Origin of the sequence: Enterobacter cloacae complex sp. I2, from assembly GCF_014896205.1 — a bacterium.
In the GTDB taxonomy this organism is placed as follows: domain Bacteria; phylum Pseudomonadota; class Gammaproteobacteria; order Enterobacterales; family Enterobacteriaceae; genus Enterobacter; species Enterobacter quasihormaechei.
The window spans coordinates 90987-108967 of sequence record NZ_JADBRA010000005.1 but is presented as its reverse complement, the minus strand read 5'-3'; the positions used below and the strand labels follow the sequence as shown (position 1 = coordinate 108967).

Sequence of the window (17981 nt, the reverse complement as noted above, 5' to 3'; positions counted from 1 at the left end):
CGCCTCTCCGTTAGCCAAGCAGCTGGTGAATACGTTTTAGTCCCGCCACCAGTCTGTCGACCTCTTCCGTTGTGTTGTACATCACCAGCGATGCGCGGCACATGGCCGGTACCTGATAATACGCCATCAGCGGCATCGCGCAGTGATGCCCGGTACGTACGGCGACGCCGTAATTATCCAGGAAACTGCCCACATCATAGGCGTGATGCTTGCCGAGGTTAAAGGCTATCACACCCAGACGGTCAGCAGGGCCGTATAAGGACAGTTCCGGGACGCTGGCAAGCTCCTGCAAGGCGTACTGCATCAGCAGCTGTTCGTACTGCTGAATTGCCGCCAGCCCCGTTTCAGAGACGTAGCTAATGGCGGCGCCCAGCCCGATGATCCCGCCGGTGTTTGGCGTACCCGCCTCGAAGCGCCACGGGGCGCGGGCGTACGTGGTTCCTTCCGTCAGGCTGACGGTGGCGATCATCGAGCCGCCCCCTTCCCACGGCGGCATGGCCTGAAGAATATCCTCCTTCACATACAGCACGCCGATGCCCGTCGGGCCATAAAGCTTGTGCCCGGAGAAAACGTAGAAATCGCAGTCCAGGGCCTGAACGTCAACCGCATGGTGCATGACCGCCTGGGCGCCATCAATCAGCACTTTTGCACCGGCCTGATGGGCTTTGTCGATAATCAGCGCCACCGGATTTTCCGTCCCCAGCACGTTTGAAACGTGGGTAACGGCCACCAGCCGCGTCCTGTCGTCCAGCAGGGCGTCCAGCTGTTCAAGCTGGAGCGTGCCGTCTTCATTCAGGGGAACCACCCGCAGCTGGGCCCCTGCGCGCTCACAGAGCATCTGCCAGGGCACGATGTTGGCATGGTGCTCCATCTGGGTGATGATGATGTTATCCCCCGCGTGCACCTGTGCATTGCCCCAGCTGTTGGCCACCAGGTTGATCCCTTCGGTGGTTCCACGCACGAACACCAGCTCTTCCGGCAAACGCGCGTTGAGGAAGCCCGCGACCTGGGTACGCACGTTTTCCATGCGCTGGGTCGCCTCGGCGCTCAGGGTGTGGATCCCGCGATGTACCGCCGCATAGCCGTGGCGGTAAAACTCAGCTTCCGCGTCCACTACCTGATTCGGTTTTTGCGCGCTGGCCGCGCTGTCGAGATAGGCCAGCGGCAGACCGTTCACTTCACGGGTCAGTACCGGAAAATCGGCCCGGACTTTCTCTACGGGAAATGTCATGCTTCGCCTCCAGGCAGCCGCTGACCGATACGGGCCAGCACCTGCTGTTTAAGTCCGCCGTCGGGCAGCGCTTCCGTCAGCTCAGCCGCAAAGGCGTAAATAATCATCTTTTGCGCGGCCTGCTGGTCTATCCCGCGCGAGCGCAGGTAGAACATCTGCTCGTCGTCAATACGCCCGACCGTCGCGCCGTGGCTGCACTTTACGTCGTCCGCGTAAATTTCCAGCTGCGGCTTGGTGTCCACCTCAGCCAGACGTCCCAGCAGAAGGTTGTTGTTGGTCATCTGCCCGTCAGTTTTGATGGCGTGCTGCGCCACGTTGATCAGGCCGTTAAACACCGCACGACCTTTGTCGCTGACGATAGTTTTATGCAGCTGACGGCTGTTGCAGTAGCCTTTGTTGTGCTCAAGCCAGGTGCGCGTGTCGCACACTTCTGCCTTCACCGGCATCGCCAGGCTGTTCATGCGCAGCGTGGTGTTCTCACCGTTCAGCTGGGTACTGGTGTTGTGGCGTAACACCGCGCCGCCAAGCAGGAAGCTGTGGCTGTACGCCGCGGCATCCTGGCCCAGCAGAATATCGTTGTGGGCGAAGTGGTGACTGAGCGGATTCTCAAACGCCAGCTTGATATGGTGCAGCTGGGCGTTGGCCGCCACGTTCATCGTCAGACGCGAGCCGGTAAAATGACGGGTGTCGTTCAGACTAACGTAATGCTCAATCACCGTCGCTTCCGCCCCTTCTGCCAGCTCGAGATGGTGGCGATAGTGGGCGGTGTTGATCTCGTCGCCCTCAACGCCCTGCGTGATATGCATCAGCAGCAGCGGTTTCGCCGGGCGCTGGTTACGCTTAACGCGAATATGGGTGACAGACTGCGACAGGCTCTCCGTGAGGTGCAGAAAGACTTCAGGCTGGACCGGAGCGCTCAACGACTGGCGCTCGTCGTTAATGGCGATATCGAACCCGCTCTCCTCCACGCTGTCGCTGAGTTCCTCCCGGAACTGCCCGTCAACAAACACCAGACGCACGGTATCCGCGCTCAGCGCCAGCGCATCGCGCTGGCCGGGGCTAACCTGGGCCAGGCGCGTGACAAACTCGCCGTTCAGCAGACCGTCCAGCGGGGTATATTTCCAGTTCTCATGCTTACGCGTCGGTAAACCGAGACGCAGCAGCTGCTGGAGATGGTGCTGAGCCTGTTCTGAACGCGAATCACCCTGCGCTTCAAACAGCCGGTGCCACTGCTGGAGTGCATTACTGCTGTTCGGTAAGCCAGCCATAACCCTGCTCCTCCAGTTGTTTAACCAGGGTAAAATCACCGGATTTCACAATGCGTCCCTGGTAAAGCACGTGGACATAGTCCGGTTTGATGTAGTCCAGAATTCGCTGGTAGTGCGTCACGATAATAAATGAGCGGTTCCCGTCACGCAGAGAGTTCACCCCGTCAGCGACGATCTTCAGGGCATCAATATCCAGCCCTGAATCGGTTTCATCGAGAATGCACAGCTCAGGCTCAAGCACCGCCATTTGCAGAATATCGTTACGTTTTTTCTCACCGCCGGAGAAACCCACGTTTACCGAACGGGTGAGCAGATCTTCCGGCATTTTCAGCAGTTTGATTTTCTCTTCCATCAGATCCTGGAAGTCAAAGCGATCCAGCGCCTCAAGTCCGCGATACTTGCGCACCGCGTTCAGCGCGGTTTGCAGGAAGAACTGGTTGCTGACGCCCGGAATTTCCACTGGATACTGGAAGGCCATAAAGATGCCCTCACCGGCACGCTCTTCCGGCGACATTTCCAGCAGATCTTTACCGTTAAACTCAACGGAGCCGCTTATGACTTCATAGTCCTCGCGTCCTGCCAGCGTCGCTGAAAGCGTACTTTTCCCGGAGCCGTTTGGCCCCATGATGGCGTGAACTTCACCCGGCTTGACGTCAAAATTGAGGCCACGCAGGATCGCTTTCTCTTCCACGCTGACCTGTAAATCTTTAATGCTTAACATGTGCTTTCCTTAACCGACGCTGTGTTCGAGACTAATGGCGAGGAGTTTCTGTGCTTCAACGGCAAATTCCAGCGGCAGTTCGGAGAACACGTCCTTACAGAAGCCGTTAACAATCATTGAAATCGCATCTTCTTCACTGATCCCGCGTTGCAGGCAGTAGAAAAGCTGATCTTCACCGATGCGTGACGTGGTCGCCTCGTGCTCCAGCTGGGCGCTGTTATTGCGGCACTCGACATACGGGAAGGTATGTGCCCCGCAGTCGGCGCCAATCAGCATGGAATCGCACTGGGTGAAGTTACGCGCGTTGGTGGCCGTCGGCATGATTTTCACCAGCCCGCGATAGCTGTTCTGGCTGTGTCCGGCGGAGATCCCTTTCGAGATGATGGTCGATTTGGTGTTTTTACCAATGTGGATCATCTTGGTGCCGGTATCGGCCTGCTGATGACCGCTGGTCAGCGCCACGGAGTAAAATTCCCCGATGGAGTTATCCCCGCGCAGGATGCAGCTCGGGTATTTCCAGGTAATGGCGGAGCCGGTTTCTGACTGCGTCCAGGACATTTTGCTGTTTTCGCCTTCGCACAGCGCGCGCTTGGTGACGAAGTTCAGAATACCACCGGTATTGCCGTCGCCCGGGAACCAGTTCTGCACCGTGGAGTATTTCACTTCCGCGTCTTTGTGGATGATCACCTCAACCACCGCCGCGTGCAGCTGGTAGCTGTCGCGCACCGGCGCGGAACAGCCTTCGATATAGCTGACGTAGCTGCCCTCATCCGCCACCAGAATGGTGCGTTCAAACTGCCCGGTTTTTTCTGCGTTGATGCGGAAATAGGTCGAGAGCTCCATCGGACAGCGTACGCCTTTCGGCACGTAGATAAAGGTGCCGTCTGACGCCACCGCCGCATTCAGTGCTGCAAAGAAGTTATCGTTACTGGGCACCACGGTGCCGATGTATTTTTTCACCAGCTCAGGGTGATCGTGAATGGCTTCACCAAAGGAGCAGAAAATAATCCCCTGCTCCGCCAGCTTTTCACGGTAGGTGGTCGCCACCGAGACGGAGTCAAAAATGGCGTCTACCGCCACCTCTTTACCCTCGCGCACGGGCACGCCGAGCTGATTGAACGCCTCTTCCACCTCTTTGCTCAGGAAGCTGTTCTCTGCACCGGTTTGCTGTACCGCGCCGGGCTGCGAGGCACAGGTGTCATCACAGCTGCCGCAGGACGGCGCGGAGTAGTAGCTGTAATCCTGATAGTTCAGCTTATCGTAGTGCGCTTTCAGCCAGTGGGGCTCTTCCATCTCCTGCCACGCACGAAACGCGCTCAGGCGAAACGCCAGCATCCATTCAGGCTCGTTACGTTTGGCCGAAATGGCGCGCACGACATCTTCACTGATGCCTTTCGCCAGCTCATCGGTTTGCAGCTGCGTGAAGAACCCCTCTTTGTAGTTGAGGTTTCCGCCGCTCCAGGTGTTTACATCACTCGTTGCTTCAGTATTACGAGACATAGTACCGCCTATACCCCAAAGCTTTCGCCGCAGCCACATTCGTTCTGGGCTTTCGGGTTATGAAATTTGAATAACTGGTTTAAACCTTCACGAACGTAGTCGACTTCAGTTCCATCGATAAACGGCATAGCCTGTAGCGCGACGTAGAGCTTAGCGCCGTCAGTTTCAAAGACCAGGTCATCCTTTTCAGGTTCGGTGACGGTGTCCAGCACGTAGCCAAAGCCCGCGCAGCCCGTCTGCTTAACGCCTAAACGTACGCCGAGGATGTCGGGGTTTTTAGCCACCAGCTCATGAATGTGCGCCGCCGCCGCGGGCGTAAGCGTTAAGCCACGCCAGGCAAAATCGGCCGGATTGAAGGTTTCTGAATGCAATTCCATAGGTCCACCTCATCTGATAAGCCACCAGGGCATAACACCATGTTAGTGATAACGATTATCACTTCAACCCCCTGACAGCAGGGGCTTTGGGCTAAACCGCCCTTTTTGACTACTTTCTTTAAGCATAGACCCTGTGACGGGATGCGGATGGGATGGTGATATTTGTTTAATGCATTGATAAATAATGCATTTCAGAGAAAAGGCGGTAAAGCATGGGGCAATGATAAAAATTGCATTGAAAATACCTATTTTTGAGATAGATTTTTTATTTTCATGAATGCAATCGATTATTAAAAAATCAGCCGCTTAATTCATCATAGCGAAAGACAATAGCGGGAATAAAAAATGTTCGTACGTACCGGGCATAAAGATGTTTAATGGATAAATTAATCATTATTTATCAAACTGATAGTGGTTAAACTCCGATCACGATTAATTACATAAACTCGTCACTTTTCGGCGTAATGTTTCCCTTGTTAACCAGTCAATCAGTAAGGGATTACATTATGTGGAGCGCCCATAAAGCCGCAGTATATGCTCGTCAGCATGCTGGCGAGCATAGCCAGAAAAGATGCGCAGAATTCGTTTCAAAAGCCATTCGCGCTGGCGGTGCTAATCTACAGAACACGCATTATGCTAAGGATATGAAAAGCAATTTAATTCTGGCTGGCTTCCACCAGGTTTACGGTGAGCCTGTTGAGGGTGATGTGGCGGTGATCCAGCCCACAGCCCACCATCCCTATGGCCACGCATGTATCTATGGCGGGAACGGCGTCTGGTACTCTGATTTTGTTCAGAGAACAATGTATCCGGGAAAAGAATACCGGGAAGTAAAGCCAGCGTATGCAATTTACAGACATGACTGATATGAAAAAAATAATTCTGGCGGGCCTGCTTCTGCCCACTCTCGTATCAGGTGCACAGACGTTACCTCCTGAAGCATCCGCTGCCCTTCAGTTTAATAAGTGGTACATCTCGCAAATTATTAGCGGGAAAGAGCCCCAGAAAAACTATGACGCGCTGAGACCCTACGTCACCCGTGAAACCATCACCAAACTCAAAGCGATGGATAAGCTGGATCCAGATGAATATGACGTGCCTGACGTCGATATGTTCATTAAGGCTCAGGGATATGAAGATGACTGGGGCGTAGTCAGTGCGCGGGCGCTGGATTACGATGCCGCCTGCATGCAGGTCTACATTTCATTCGGCAAAAAGCGGGATCACACCGTGATTGACTGCATGGTCAAGGAAGATGGCGAGTGGAAAGTTGAATCCGTGGCCAGCATGGATATTCCAGACAACCTGACGATGGAGTAAACCGACGATATGACAGAGGTACTGATGCCATGCATCTTCGCGGATACCCCTGTCGTATCGCCAGAAAGCAAAAAATCCGCGCTGGTGGTTTACCGTCGGACCCCTTAACTTCAGTGATGGAACGCGACGGCAAAGCCCTGTTCACGCCAGTGGTCGAGTTGTTGCTGCTGGCGAGGCGTTGGCTCTTTACCGGTCCAGACGAAAATTTTTTGCCCCGGGAAGAGTTCCGGACGCGGAGAATCAATCGGCTCGGCCAGCACGTCAATATGCCAGCCCTTGCAGGCCAGACGGGCCGCTTCCAGCCACAAATGCGTACGGTCGTCGCACTCCCAGCCTATCAGCAGCGCGTCTTTCCCGGCTTTTTTGCGCGATTCCACCAGGCTTGTTACGGCAAACTCAATCAGGACGCCATCAAGCAGGCTCGCCATATGGCGCACCGTATTCTGGTCCTGGTTCATTCGCTGTCGTACAGGGGTGATGATGTTATCAATCAGAACATCCATCGCATGATCGCGACGGAACTCACCGATTTTGGCGCGCAGCTTTGCCGGATTGGCGTAACGCAGAACGGTTAACATCTCTTCCTGAAACGATGCCCAGTTCCCCTGAGTCATCACTTCTGTATTTTCAAGAAGCGCTTTTACTTTGCCGACCGAAACACCTGTTTTCATCAGGCGTTTGATCTCTTCGATACGCAGGATATCTTCATCGTCAAACTGACGATGACCCCCTTCGCTGCGCTGCGGCTTCAACAATCCATAACGGCGCTGCCAGGCACGCAGCGTAACGGGGTTGATACCGCATCGTTCGGCCACTTCGCCGATACTGTAATAGGCCATTAACTCCCTCACGCACAATACTTCCATACCTAACCAAACCAACCTTATCAGATTGTACAATATATTTGTATAACTAACTCCGGCTTTGGAGGCAAGTGAATGGCCCAGAGAACCACTCACTCGTTAATGTATTGTTGTATAAATTTAGCCAAACGTACAGGTAACTCTTAAGAGTGACGTACAGGATTTCTATAAATCGTACTTTTTCTCTGGCCAGGCAATCGCCGGAATGCCCCCCAGTTGCGGGCTGGCGAACAGATGTCCCTGGAACTGAGAAATGCCGGCAGATTCCAGCCACATCCACTCTTCGGCCAGCTCTACGCCGACTGCGCAGAACATAATTTCCAGGGACGCGCAGCATTTGATGATCGCCTGAACGATAGCCTGACGCGGGCCGCTCTTGTGCACGTTGGCAATCAAATCACGATTAATCTTAATTCTGTCCGGCTGGAACTGGGCCAGCAGTTGCAGGCCGGCGAATCCCGCACCAAAGTGATCGATAGCCACGCTAATGCCGGCGCTTTTGAGCTGTCTGACCGCGCTGGTGAACTCCTCAAAGCGCGAGATCGCCTCGCTCTCGGTAAACTCGACCACAATTTGCTCCGGCACAAAACCGTTCGCCTCTATTGCCGTAAGTAAAAAATCGACGGCACCGGGAACATTGACCAGCGTCATCGGCAGCAGATTAATGGACAACGTTTGATTCCCCAGGCCCAGCGCGCTGGCCATCGACAGAGCCACCTGCTTGCTCTTTAAATCCGATTCGTACAGCGCCTCACGCGGCTGGTTAGCAAAATACTCTTCCGGCGACTCCCCGGACGGCGTGCGGAGCAGGGCTTCCCAGGAAACAACCTGCTGCATAAACGGATCGACGATAGGTTGAAATGCGAAACTACAGTCAGCCCCCTTTGCCACAACCGTCGGCTGCGAAGATAACGGCGTGTTTTCGGTGACAAATTCCCAGGAATCCGCCGAAGGCAGCTCAAAATAGTTCGCTTTTTCAGTGGCTTCAACGAATGTGCGGAAAAATTGCAGGGCGCGATCGTTATACGTCAGCTGATAGCGGGTGGTGCCTTTATCGAGAACCTGTTGCAGCACTTCGTCCGTGTCGTACTGACGAAGGTCAAAAAGCTCCATCCCGGCGTTGCCAAAGCGCCGGGAAGGACCGTGATCGCTCAATAATTCAACCACGTTGTGATGCCGTGGGTCGCGGCAGATGAGCTGATAGATCTCATTTACGTTCTCAGCGGGCCCTTCAAGTAATTGAAAAAAGTGTGTGCCGTTAAACAGCAAAATCCCCGTTACATCTAACTGGCGATTTCTACAATTTGCAGCATCGACCATGTCTTCCAGCGCTTTAACTGGAACGTCCTCGCAGATATGACTGCGGTAAATAATGGTTGTGAGCATGCTAATCCTGGAGATTGAAGGGGTGACCACGAAAACGCGTGGGGAGAACTCTGTTATAGCACATTTATTGCCCAACAAATAATTTACATCTCAACGATTTACGCGGCTTCTTTACGCTATTTGCTAGCTTGTACAACTCTGCGACGCCGCTTCGGATTGTACAATATATCCTGTAAATTCCGCATAAAATTTAACATGCGTAACAATATGATAAATAAGATTTTTATAAAATATATTATAAAATTCTTAAAAAATTGTACATTTTAAATGTACAGATTTGAAAATTATGTATACCTTAAATGTAACGTTACTGATTACAGAATTTTACAGGAGCGAAACATGCAGCAGAAAGGTTACGTCGCAGACTCAGCAACCGCCATTGCGCAGTACTTCGAAAAAGCCGCGCTTCCAACCCAGCAGGAAACCCTGGGCCAGGTTGTTGTTGAAATTCTTAGCGATGGGCGAAATCTGAATCGCAAATCGCTCTGCACAAAACTGTTAAGTCGCCTCGAAAAGGCTAAAGGCCCTGAAGAGGAACGCCATTATCACCTGCTTCTTGGTCTGCTCTTCGAACGTTAATGTTATGAACGGCAGTGATGCAGACAGCCTGATCGACCAGCTTATTGGAGAAGCCGCGCTTTCACTCTTGAAGGCGCGCGGTCCCGTGACGACCGAGGGGTTGGTTCAGCATCTGCGTAACATGCAAGCACGTGAAACGGATCCCCAGCGGCGGGAGACACTGGCGACGGTGATAGCTGAAATCAGCTCTGGCACGGTCGCTTTTACAGGTCGCAGAACCGCACAAGGACGAACACAGAGAGAGGGATCTCTTAAGAATAATCGAGACAATGTAGTGCCGTTATTTGGTCATGGAAAACCTTCCAGTCCCAAGAAGATACATTGACTACAACTTCACAGCTACGGTGAGAACAAATGAGACAAAATATTCAGCTTCAACCCGAATACCACTCTGCCTTTTTAGATAGCGCGCTGTCGGAGTATTTCCGTCATGCGGGCGATCGTTTTGCTGAAGAGTCTGCCATTTTTTCGACTGCGGTTCGTTGTGTTCTCGCTTCCGAAGGTCATCTGACCAACAAAGCGATCATTCTCTGGCTGATCCAGACGCTGGAAACCACCGACGACGTCGTCAAGGCGGATGTGATCCGCAAGACGCTGGAGATTGTCGTCGGTTATACCATGGACGATCTTTAAGGCCTCCCCCTTCCCCCATAAACGGATAGCGTGCCAGGCCCGCTATCCGCTGCCCTTTCAGGTTACTGGTTGTGCATAACTGTTTTCCAGGTAGTCCCGAAGCAGGTTGGGTCGGCTCTTTTTCTCCATTAATTTTCTCAGCAATACGATCAGCTCGTAATCGCTACGCAGATTAAATTTTTGCATCATCATATATTTATGGGTAAAAACCGTTTTTTCGCTCATCTCCAGCGCATGAGCGGTCTGCCCAACCGACATCCCCCGGTAAAAATTGACCATAATACGCACCTGCTGTCGGGATAACCCTTTATGCTGGCAGTCGAAACAGCTCTTTTTATTCCACGTGTAACCCGGTAATTGCGTCCTGAACCACGCGATAAACAGTACGCCGCTAATATGATCGAGCGATGCACGGCGAGGCACAAAAATGATGTCCTGAAAGCAGGAGGGTAACGCCGAAAAACGCAGATCATCGTCGACGAGGCCTATCACAATCCCTTTTTGCCGGGCCAGTAACTCGGGAAAACAGGTCAGCGTTTCACCCTGACATAATGAAAGCACAATGATATCGGCCTGACTGACGTTTTCATGGGTGAGGTCAAGATTAAACGTGATGGAGCGATGAAAGTTATACTTAAAAAAATTCTCGAAAAAGTACTGAAGCCCAGCCTGAAAAAACAGATCCGTTTCCTGAATCAGAATATTCAACATCGTTCATTCCCACCTCGTTAATAGATGCTTATCACCGGCATTCAGTTGTACTGCATCGTCATCACCACAACTGCACTGATGCTGCCCGGCGTGGCGCCACCCGTTACGGATTTGACCGAAGCCTGCATAGCCATCGTCGCGGTTCTGTCGGCGGCAATGGTTTGGGTCATGCTGGAACCTGTTCCTTTGAGCCTACCGGTTTGGGCATCACGCATGGCTATCGCCACGTGGGAGGCCGACCCGCTGTTTAGAAAATAGTCCGCCCCCGCCACGGGATCGGGACTGCCGGTAAAAGAGACGGTCACACGCTGCGTTCCCGTTGGGCACTGGGTAAACAGCAGGCTGAAGGATACCGGATCTGAAGTCGAGCCCGGCGTCGCCATGTTGGTTGCCTGAATATTGCCCAGGTTGACATCAAGGCTGTTATTCCCGCCATTGAATACGCACGGCGACGCAACGATATTCCCCGTCACGCCGACGTTGACGCTATCAGCAGAGAAAACTTTCCCGCTGAGTAAAACCAGCAACAGCAAAGTGCTGTACCTTATTTTCATCTTGTTACCTGCTACTGATAGGTCAAATTAAGGGTGGCGGAGGCATTCGCTGAGCCTGACTCCACGCGGGTCAGCGTTTGGTAATATCGCGCTGTTAACGGTAATGTCTCCTGTCCGCCGGCAGACTGGCGCAGGAAAAGTCGGCTATTCATCACCAGCGGTGTCCCGTTATAGATAAGCTGCACCCCAACCCCTTTTGCGGTGCCGGCATTTCCCTGCCCGGTTAAGGCCATCACGCTGGTGTTCGCGCTGTCCGGATTCTGTATGCCACTGAGCGAGACATTAATGTTGGTTCCGGCGGCGCAGGTCAGTCCCAGGTTTTGCGTGTTCTGTGCCCCCGTCGGCGTGGTGCCAACCACGGAGCCGAACGCCGAAGCGGGAATATCCCCTATCGGGAACGTCAGCTGTGACGTATTGACCGTGCACGCCAGGGCATTAATGGTTCCGGAGGTGAGTTGCACGGTCAGACCGTCACGGTAGATACCGTCGCTCCCCTGAAGCGTTACAACGCCGACAACCCCTGGCGTTAACGCCCCCGACGACACCGGGCCCGTCACCACCAGCTCGATCTTCCCGCCGTACCAGTCCACGTAGGAGGTCTGCGCGTTGTAGGAAAACGTATTGCTCGGGTTTTCAAAATAGGCGTTTGAAGAAAAGCGTATCCCTATCCCGCTGACGTTAGTGTTGTAAACATGGTTGCCGTAGCTGCTCGGCGTGGCGCTGTTGTAGCGCATGCTGAATCCCAGCATCAATGGATTGGTACAGCCGGTAAGATAGGATCCGGTGTTCGAGGCCGCGCCGGAAAAGACCACCGTGCCGACGGGCGCATCGCGCTGCACGTTGATGGTTCCCACGGACAGGGTTGAAAGCTGCGGCGTGATGGTGGTGCAGGTACCGGCACGGGCGAGGTTTCCCGCCGCGAGCAAACCAAGAAGCCAAATCGCGTTAAAACATTTCATGTTAGCGTTCCTGACGGCAGGTGGCGCGCATATCAGCCATCCCGCCGTACGTTGAGTGTTTCGGCAGGCTGAAATCAGCGCGGCATTGCTGGCTGGACTGACTGCCCCACGTCGCGACTAGCGTTCCCTGGTCGCGCATACCGGTTAAATAAACCTGGCCGCGATCGCCCACAATAAAGCTGCCGCTGTCATCACCGACGAGCGTAACCACCGCGCCAAACGGCACGGCGCGATCGTTGTCGGTTAAGGTCATCAGCACCCGACGACCCGATTTTGCAAGGTAATCGGCTTTCACCACCGCTCCCCGCGTCGGCGTTACCGTGCGGGTGTTAATCTCCAGTTCGACATCGTCCGGCATATTTTCCGGATCGAGGGTGAGATCGTTTTTCCGGTAGACCGAAAGGTTGCTCACAACCGTATAACCGCGGAAATCTGTCCGTACACCGGGCTGATTGCGGATGTCCACGCCGTGCGCGCCAGGGGCTTTGATTAAGGCGTTAGTCTCCCCCAGCGGCTGAGAAAGCGTGATGCCATCGGCGTGGGCGAGAATGCCGCCTTGCAGCCCGTAATTCAGGCGTTCACTGTTTTTGTCATAGCCATAACCCGCCGTCACTTCGCCATAAGTGCCCCGGTAGTCCGCGTTCACGCTGCCGGTATAGCCCACGCCCTCTGTGCCATATCCCTGCTGAACGTTCCAGTTCAGGGCTCGGTTTTCGAGCGCAACCCCGTTCAGGCCGATGCTGTGCGTCGTCCCGTTATTCCTGCTGGCGTTCGTGCCGTAGTTAGCCCATGTCTGTGGTAGAAATTTATCCAGCGGAATGCTAACGTTGAACGCCAGCAGCTGGTCGTGGTCAGCCTGTTTTTGACCGTCGCGGCTCTCCGACGCTGAACGGACATTTCTGCTGTAGGTCCATGTCAGGCCATAGCTGATGCTGTGCCAGTAGTTGCTATAGCCGACGCTCCACGACGCCATCGACTTACCGTCATTCCAGTAATCTTCTCGCGCCGCAGTGAGCGTGATCGCCCCCAGGTTATCCCCCAGCGTCTGGCTCATCGTCAGCTCTGCACGGTTACGCCGCCTGTCCTGAAGCGCGCTGCCGTCGCCGTACGAATCGAGTACGTCCTGCATCCTGTAATAGCCGCGAGTAGAATAGCGATACCCGGCAATCGCAAAGTTTGTCCCGGTATTGATAAAATTCTTGCTGTACCGGGCTCGCCACGACTGACCGCTTGTTTTCGCGGTATGCTCCGGCGTCGACCAGCCCTGAGTGACGTCAGCGGATATCGCCCCGAGACCGCCCATGTTCTTGCCCACGCCCAGAGCCGCCGACTGGTACTTATCTGCCCCCTGAACGCCGCCATAGAGCGTGATGCCGTGGCGGAGGCCGTAAATCCCGGTCAGTTGCCCGAAAAGCGTTTTCTCCACGCTGCGGTTGTACGAGCGATACTGCCCGGCGGTAAGGGCATATTTGAGGCGGCCCTCCCGTTGCAGGACCGGCAGCGAAGCGTACGGCAGGGTAAAATGTTGCTCACTGCCGTCGGCTTCGACGATCGTCACATCCAAATCCCCCGCGCCGCCCGTGGGGTACATGTCCGCGATCTCAAACGCGCCCGGCGCCACGTAGCTTTGGTAGATTTGATAGCCATTCTGACGCACCACGACCTGCGCATTGGTTCGCGCAATACCGCGCACTACCGGCGCGTAGCCCTTTAGGGAATCCGGCAGCATATCGTCGTCGGACGCCAGCTGGACGCCGCGAAACGGCATGCTGTCAAACACATCGGCAGGCGCGGAACTGTCGCCAAGCGTGAGCTGGGCTTTCAGGGGAATGATGGCGCGCTGCATCCAGGTGTAGACGTTGTCCAACCTGTCCTGGCCGGACGCATCACGGGACCAGGTGGTGTAGTTGCGTAACCGCCAGGGGCCGACATTGATACCCGGCCGCAGGTTGGCATACTGGCTGTCGCTGCGGGTACCCGCCCCGCTTCTCGCCCGACTATTCGCACCGCTCAGGCTGTAGTTGAGCATGGCGGCGGTAATGCCTTCATCCCACCTATCTGGGGGAACATAACCTCTGGCCGGGAGATCGATAGCCGCCTGCGGGATGCTGATCGCCAGACGCTGGACGCCGAACTGGAAGTCTGCGCTGGCCTGTGGGATCGCCTTGAGATCTGCGCACTCACGCTGAGCGGCGAGCTGTGGAAAAAGTGCCGTTTTCACGCCCCACGCTTTTAACTGCCCGACGCTCAGGCACGGCTGCAACGTTTCGCTGCCGTTGGCATCCTTCACCGCAATGAAGCGGATATCCCGCGTTTCCAGAAGCTGGTCGTCAAGAATAATATCAACGTGGTACGTCCCGGGTGCCTGCGAGCCGGATTCAAAGGCTGATAAATCCGCTTTTCCCATTCCGGGATTATCCAGCTCTATCAGTTCCGTATTAAACGTATCGCTGGCATACAGCGCGGGAGAGATACCCGCGAGCGCGAGGGCAATAAATATTGCCAGACGTGCAGGCTGCACTGTATTAAATGCCGTTGTCATGACGAACACCTGATTAATGCAAAGGGATCACAAACTGGCCCGGTGTACTTCGCCAGGACTGCCATAATCGTTAATGACTTTAAACGTCAGCGCATTGCCCTGGGCCCCCTTCGGTAACTGAAACCGGGCTGAACCTGAAGGCATTACGTACGTGACATCGTCGAGTTTTTTATCCCCTACCGTAATTTCATTGAAGTTGATAACGTACGGCGTAGGGTTATTCACCTGGAGGGTATTCCCCGCACGATGCCAGGTTAATTTGTTGGCCTGGTCTTCGGGCGTAGACGCGCGAAGACGCTCTGGCCGATAAATCAATTTGATGCGCGTTTTAACGGCGATTTGCAGCGCGTTCATCTGCTTTGAGGCCGATGGAATAGCTTTAATATTTAACCAGAATAAACTTTCCTGTCCCTGGGGCAGCGAGCCCGTCATGACAATACGCTCAAGGTTTTTTTGCCCACCGTCCAGCCGATACAGCGGAGGGGTAATAATAAAAGGCGCTTTACCGGACTGACCATCCTGAACATCGATCCACGACTGGATTAAATAAGGAACGTTATCAGGATTAGTAATACTTATTGACGCCTCTTTTTTAGCCCCATCGAAAATAATACGGGTGCCGCCAATAACGACGCCGGCGCGGGCGAATGTCAACGTAAGCGTTAACAGCGCCATAGCCAGGCCAGTAGTGGTGATAAAACGCATTTTAATACCTCATAAAGCAAGGGGCCGGGCGGCCCCCCGCTGATTACTGCCAATGACCTAGTTGTAAACCACGGAGAAGTTTGCGACTGAGTTAGCCGGACCCGCGGTAACGGACGACGCGGTAGAAACATACTGAGCGTAGAAGTTCAGCGTATTATCGGCCGTGCTGCTCAGCACGTAGGTATACCCATTGCTGCCGTGCAGCGGCAGATCGGCTTTATCTGCCGTCATCAGGTTAATCGCCACCCCTGTGGCTGCCCCTGCCACGGACGTATCCACCGCCAGCAGGCTGGCATTGGTTAAATCCGGCGTGCCGTCAAAACGGACTTTTGCATTAGTGACCGTCACCGGACAGTTTTTCAAAATAATATTGAACTGTGTCGCAGCCGTTCTGGCACCCGTCGTCGGAAATTCCGTTTTATAATAATCGCCTAATACCACCACCTGATTCTGAGATGCCACATCAACGTCGCAGGCAGAATCCAGAATATTCCCGTTAAAATTAACGGTACCGGCCGCCGCAAATACATTCGTCACGGTGAGTGCAGAACCTGCCGCTAACATTGCTATCATCAATTTCTTATTCATAAATCTTTATCCTGTATTACCTTATTTATTACTGACATTCAGTTGCAGAAATAAAAGCCCTGCCGACAAGTCAAAATTTATACAACTCTTATTCCGCGCACAATGATTTTCAGGGTCTAGCTGTAGACCCTGCTTTAACAAAAACAAAACATATTTGCCAAGAAACGCCTTAAGAATAATGGTCACAGTCTACTTTTAGACCTGAGTTAAAAATATTTTAAATTCAATTAATTAACTCCTGAAAAAAGATAAGTCTATAATTAGACTTACCGAAACATTCCCTGACCCACTGTTTTTTAAGATAATTCTTCATGCCGATCAAAAAATGATCGCATGAGTGAGTGAGGTCTCAAATGAATACCCGATTCGCCCCCGAGTCAGAAATTGATAAGTCAACAGCGCTTGGTGCTAAGCCTTTTAAGCACATTGAGAAAATAATTGATAATGTTCTGCCGCATGCGGAGAGATGCATTATGGCTAAAGGGGAAGTTATCCATTATTACTCAGGTGATACCCGTCTGTGTTTTTTACTGTTACACGGCAGCGTGGCCTTGCACCGCCGTGGTGACGGCATTGTTTTAAATTCTGAATCCGCGCCGTTTATACTCGGCGTGAGCAGCCAGTTTTCTTCTGAACATCTGTACGTCAGAGCACTGGAAACCTCAGAAGTGGCTCGCGTTTCGCTGGCGTGTTTCAATCATGTTATTGCCCAGCAGAATTTATGGGAGCATTTCTCAAACCTGCTGATCTATACCGCATCGCGCGTCTACGAGCATTGTGCCCAGATATCGCAAATGTCGGCTTATGACATCATCCGCTTTCAGCTGGTAGAACTGATGCAGGAGCCGGAAGCCATAAGACAAAACATAACCGCCGCGGCCTACATCAAAAGCCGCACCTACCTTTCACGCAGCGGTATTATGCGGATCCTGGCGGAGTTGCGGACGGGGAAATACATCACCATGGAGCGCGGCGTGCTTATCGAGATCCATCACTTACCCCGTAAGTACTGAGGCCGTATTTATCTCTGGAGAAGGTGGAAAAGAAGAGCGACACTATAGTAAGTACAGTCTCTTTCCAGGTTAACGCTATGTTTTCTGACAAACCATCGCATCGCGGCTCTCCCTACGCCCAGGAGCTCATTTCTCATTTACAGCCGCACTGCACAATGCGCAAATCCGAGTCTGGCGAGCAGCTCGATCTCCAGGTTAACGGGCAGAGCATGTGTTATTTAATTCTTGAGGGCACGATCGCCATCTACAGAAGAAGCGACGACATGATGCTTACGACGGCGCGCAGTCCCGCCCTGTTTGGCCTCGCTAACCTGTCGGACATTTATTTTAACGATTATCTCAGAACGGTGACACCTTGTTTAATCGGTGTGCTCACGACCGATCGCGTGGCTGAAATTATTAAAGAGAAGGCGCTGTGGGGGCTGCTTTCTAAACATCTTATGTTTGTCTATAACCGCCTCTATCACAACGTCATGCCGAAAGGCGCGCCAACGGCGTACGAGATGATTCGTCAGCAGCTCATGCTGCTGATGCAGGAAGATGACAGCTACCGACGCAGCGTGACGGCGGAAAAGTATATCAGGGATAAAACCCAGCTTTCCCGTAGCGGCGTAATGCGGATACTTGCTGACCTGAAAACGGGCGGGTTTATCGAAATGGAAGAAGGCCGGCTCATTAAAATTAACAAACTACCGGCTAAATACTGAGTTTCGGGCACAAAAAAGGCCGCGCTTGCGGCCTTTTTTTCACTGCTTAATGGACGTGAACGCCCAATCGCCAGGCAAAGTAGATCTCTTCTTTCAGCTCGTTTGAAGAGAGCGCCAGCAAATCTGTAAATTCCAGCTCAAGCTGTTTCAGCTTCTTCAGGTACTGCGCTGGAGACAGATTGCTTTTATCGCGACGTAAATATTCAATTGCCAGTCGTGTTGGGGTTATTTCAGTATCCATGATGTCCTCGCTTATGTTCAAAACGTGACCAGTATATCACAACCGGGCGGCTATTTTTTGACCAAAAACAAGACATCTGGAAA

21 protein-coding genes are annotated in these 17981 nt (G+C 53.2%); 7 read left to right on the top strand and 14 right to left on the bottom strand.

Annotated elements, in window-relative coordinates; genetic code table 11:
• Positions 1-10: 10 nt before the first annotated feature.
• From sufS to sufA, 5 genes are read right to left on the bottom strand one after another with little or no spacing between them, the layout of a single operon-like run.
• Positions 11-1231 carry a cysteine desulfurase SufS gene (sufS, locus tag IM300_RS05900; protein ID WP_193035696.1) on the bottom strand — a complete coding sequence of 407 codons (1221 nt, stop codon included), beginning with the start codon at positions 1229-1231 and terminating at the stop codon, positions 11-13.
• A complete protein-coding gene (sufD, locus tag IM300_RS05895; RefSeq protein WP_193035694.1) occupies positions 1228-2499 on the bottom strand; it encodes a Fe-S cluster assembly protein SufD in 1272 nt (423 codons plus the stop codon). Before sufD ends, sufS begins: the two co-directional genes overlap by 4 nt.
• Positions 2474-3220, bottom strand: a complete 747-nt coding sequence (gene sufC, locus IM300_RS05890; RefSeq protein ID WP_063448950.1) for a Fe-S cluster assembly ATPase SufC — start codon at positions 3218-3220, stop codon at positions 2474-2476. The genes sufD and sufC overlap by 26 nt, the downstream gene beginning before the upstream one ends.
• A 9-nt stretch (positions 3221-3229) precedes the next feature.
• Entirely contained in the window at positions 3230-4720 is a 1491-nt protein-coding gene (sufB, locus tag IM300_RS05885) for a Fe-S cluster assembly protein SufB (RefSeq protein ID WP_063448951.1), read from the bottom strand.
• Between the two features lie 8 nt (positions 4721-4728).
• Positions 4729-5097 carry a Fe-S cluster assembly scaffold SufA gene (sufA, locus tag IM300_RS05880; RefSeq protein ID WP_003857741.1) on the bottom strand — a complete coding sequence of 123 codons (369 nt, stop codon included), beginning with the start codon at positions 5095-5097 and terminating at the stop codon, positions 4729-4731.
• A 506-nt stretch (positions 5098-5603) separates the two neighbouring features.
• On the opposite strand from sufA, the gene IM300_RS05875 reads away from it, so the two are divergent.
• Together IM300_RS05875 and IM300_RS05870 are read left to right on the top strand one after the other, a co-directional pair.
• Positions 5604-5963, top strand: coding sequence for a CHAP domain-containing protein (locus IM300_RS05875; RefSeq protein ID WP_193035692.1), 360 nt, complete (start codon positions 5604-5606; stop codon positions 5961-5963).
• 1 nt (position 5964) lies between these two features.
• Positions 5965-6417 carry a DUF3828 domain-containing protein gene (locus tag IM300_RS05870; protein ID WP_193035690.1) on the top strand — a complete coding sequence of 151 codons (453 nt, stop codon included), beginning with the start codon at positions 5965-5967 and terminating at the stop codon, positions 6415-6417.
• A 110-nt stretch (positions 6418-6527) separates the two neighbouring features.
• Here the strand turns inward: IM300_RS05870 and IM300_RS05865 are convergent, their stop codons facing one another.
• On the bottom strand, positions 6528-7256 hold the full coding sequence (locus tag IM300_RS05865) for a MerR family transcriptional regulator (protein ID WP_193035688.1): 729 nt from the start codon (positions 7254-7256) through the stop codon (positions 6528-6530).
• Positions 7257-7445: 189 nt separating this feature from the next.
• The gene (locus IM300_RS05860; RefSeq protein ID WP_193035686.1) at positions 7446-8666 is read right to left on the bottom strand and encodes a diguanylate phosphodiesterase; all 1221 of its coding nucleotides are present in this window, start codon (positions 8664-8666) and stop codon (positions 7446-7448) included.
• Positions 8667-9005: 339 nt separating this feature from the next.
• On the opposite strand from IM300_RS05860, the gene ycgZ reads away from it, so the two are divergent.
• Genes ycgZ through IM300_RS05845 form a run of 3 tightly spaced genes read left to right on the top strand, consistent with a single transcriptional unit; the run spans position 9006 to position 9878 of the window.
• Positions 9006-9245, top strand: a complete 240-nt coding sequence (gene ycgZ, locus IM300_RS05855; RefSeq protein ID WP_063448954.1) for a regulatory protein YcgZ — start codon at positions 9006-9008, stop codon at positions 9243-9245.
• 4 nt (positions 9246-9249) lie between these two features.
• Positions 9250-9570: a hypothetical protein gene (locus tag IM300_RS05850; RefSeq protein WP_193035684.1), complete on the top strand. Its 321-nt coding sequence runs from the start codon at positions 9250-9252 to the stop codon at positions 9568-9570.
• 29 nt (positions 9571-9599) lie between these two features.
• Entirely contained in the window at positions 9600-9878 is a 279-nt protein-coding gene (locus tag IM300_RS05845) for a biofilm/acid-resistance regulator YmgB/AriR (protein ID WP_022647868.1), read from the top strand.
• Between the two features lie 57 nt (positions 9879-9935).
• On the opposite strand, the gene IM300_RS05840 is transcribed toward IM300_RS05845, so the two are convergent.
• The 6 genes from IM300_RS05840 to IM300_RS05815 are packed head-to-tail and all read right to left on the bottom strand — an operon-like array spanning position 9936 to position 15937.
• Positions 9936-10589, bottom strand: a complete 654-nt coding sequence (locus tag IM300_RS05840; RefSeq protein WP_193035683.1) for a LuxR C-terminal-related transcriptional regulator — start codon at positions 10587-10589, stop codon at positions 9936-9938.
• Positions 10590-10630: 41 nt separating this feature from the next.
• Positions 10631-11143 (bottom strand): fimbrial protein, encoded by a 513-nt coding sequence (locus IM300_RS05835; RefSeq protein ID WP_193035681.1) that lies wholly within the window; start codon positions 11141-11143, stop codon positions 10631-10633.
• Between the two features lie 11 nt (positions 11144-11154).
• Positions 11155-12102, bottom strand: a complete 948-nt coding sequence (locus tag IM300_RS05830) for a fimbrial protein (RefSeq protein ID WP_193035679.1) — start codon at positions 12100-12102, stop codon at positions 11155-11157.
• 1 nt (position 12103) lies between these two features.
• Positions 12104-14644: a fimbria/pilus outer membrane usher protein gene (locus IM300_RS05825; RefSeq protein ID WP_193035677.1), complete on the bottom strand. Its 2541-nt coding sequence runs from the start codon at positions 14642-14644 to the stop codon at positions 12104-12106.
• 27 nt (positions 14645-14671) lie between these two features.
• Entirely contained in the window at positions 14672-15349 is a 678-nt protein-coding gene (locus IM300_RS05820) for a molecular chaperone (protein WP_193035675.1), read from the bottom strand.
• Between the two features lie 57 nt (positions 15350-15406).
• Positions 15407-15937: a fimbrial protein gene (locus tag IM300_RS05815; RefSeq protein WP_063866495.1), complete on the bottom strand. Its 531-nt coding sequence runs from the start codon at positions 15935-15937 to the stop codon at positions 15407-15409.
• A 353-nt stretch (positions 15938-16290) separates the two neighbouring features.
• On the opposite strand from IM300_RS05815, the gene IM300_RS05810 reads away from it, so the two are divergent.
• Both IM300_RS05810 and IM300_RS05805 read left to right on the top strand, forming a co-directional pair.
• Complete coding sequence (locus tag IM300_RS05810) at positions 16291-16950, top strand: winged helix-turn-helix transcriptional regulator (RefSeq protein ID WP_193035673.1); 660 nt, start codon at positions 16291-16293, stop codon at positions 16948-16950.
• A gap of 77 nt (positions 16951-17027) precedes the next feature.
• Positions 17028-17657 carry a helix-turn-helix domain-containing protein gene (locus tag IM300_RS05805; protein ID WP_193035671.1) on the top strand — a complete coding sequence of 210 codons (630 nt, stop codon included), beginning with the start codon at positions 17028-17030 and terminating at the stop codon, positions 17655-17657.
• 46 nt (positions 17658-17703) lie between these two features.
• Here the strand turns inward: IM300_RS05805 and IM300_RS05800 are convergent, their stop codons facing one another.
• Entirely contained in the window at positions 17704-17898 is a 195-nt protein-coding gene (locus IM300_RS05800) for a YdiH family protein (protein ID WP_063448958.1), read from the bottom strand.
• Positions 17899-17981 lie beyond the last annotated feature (83 nt).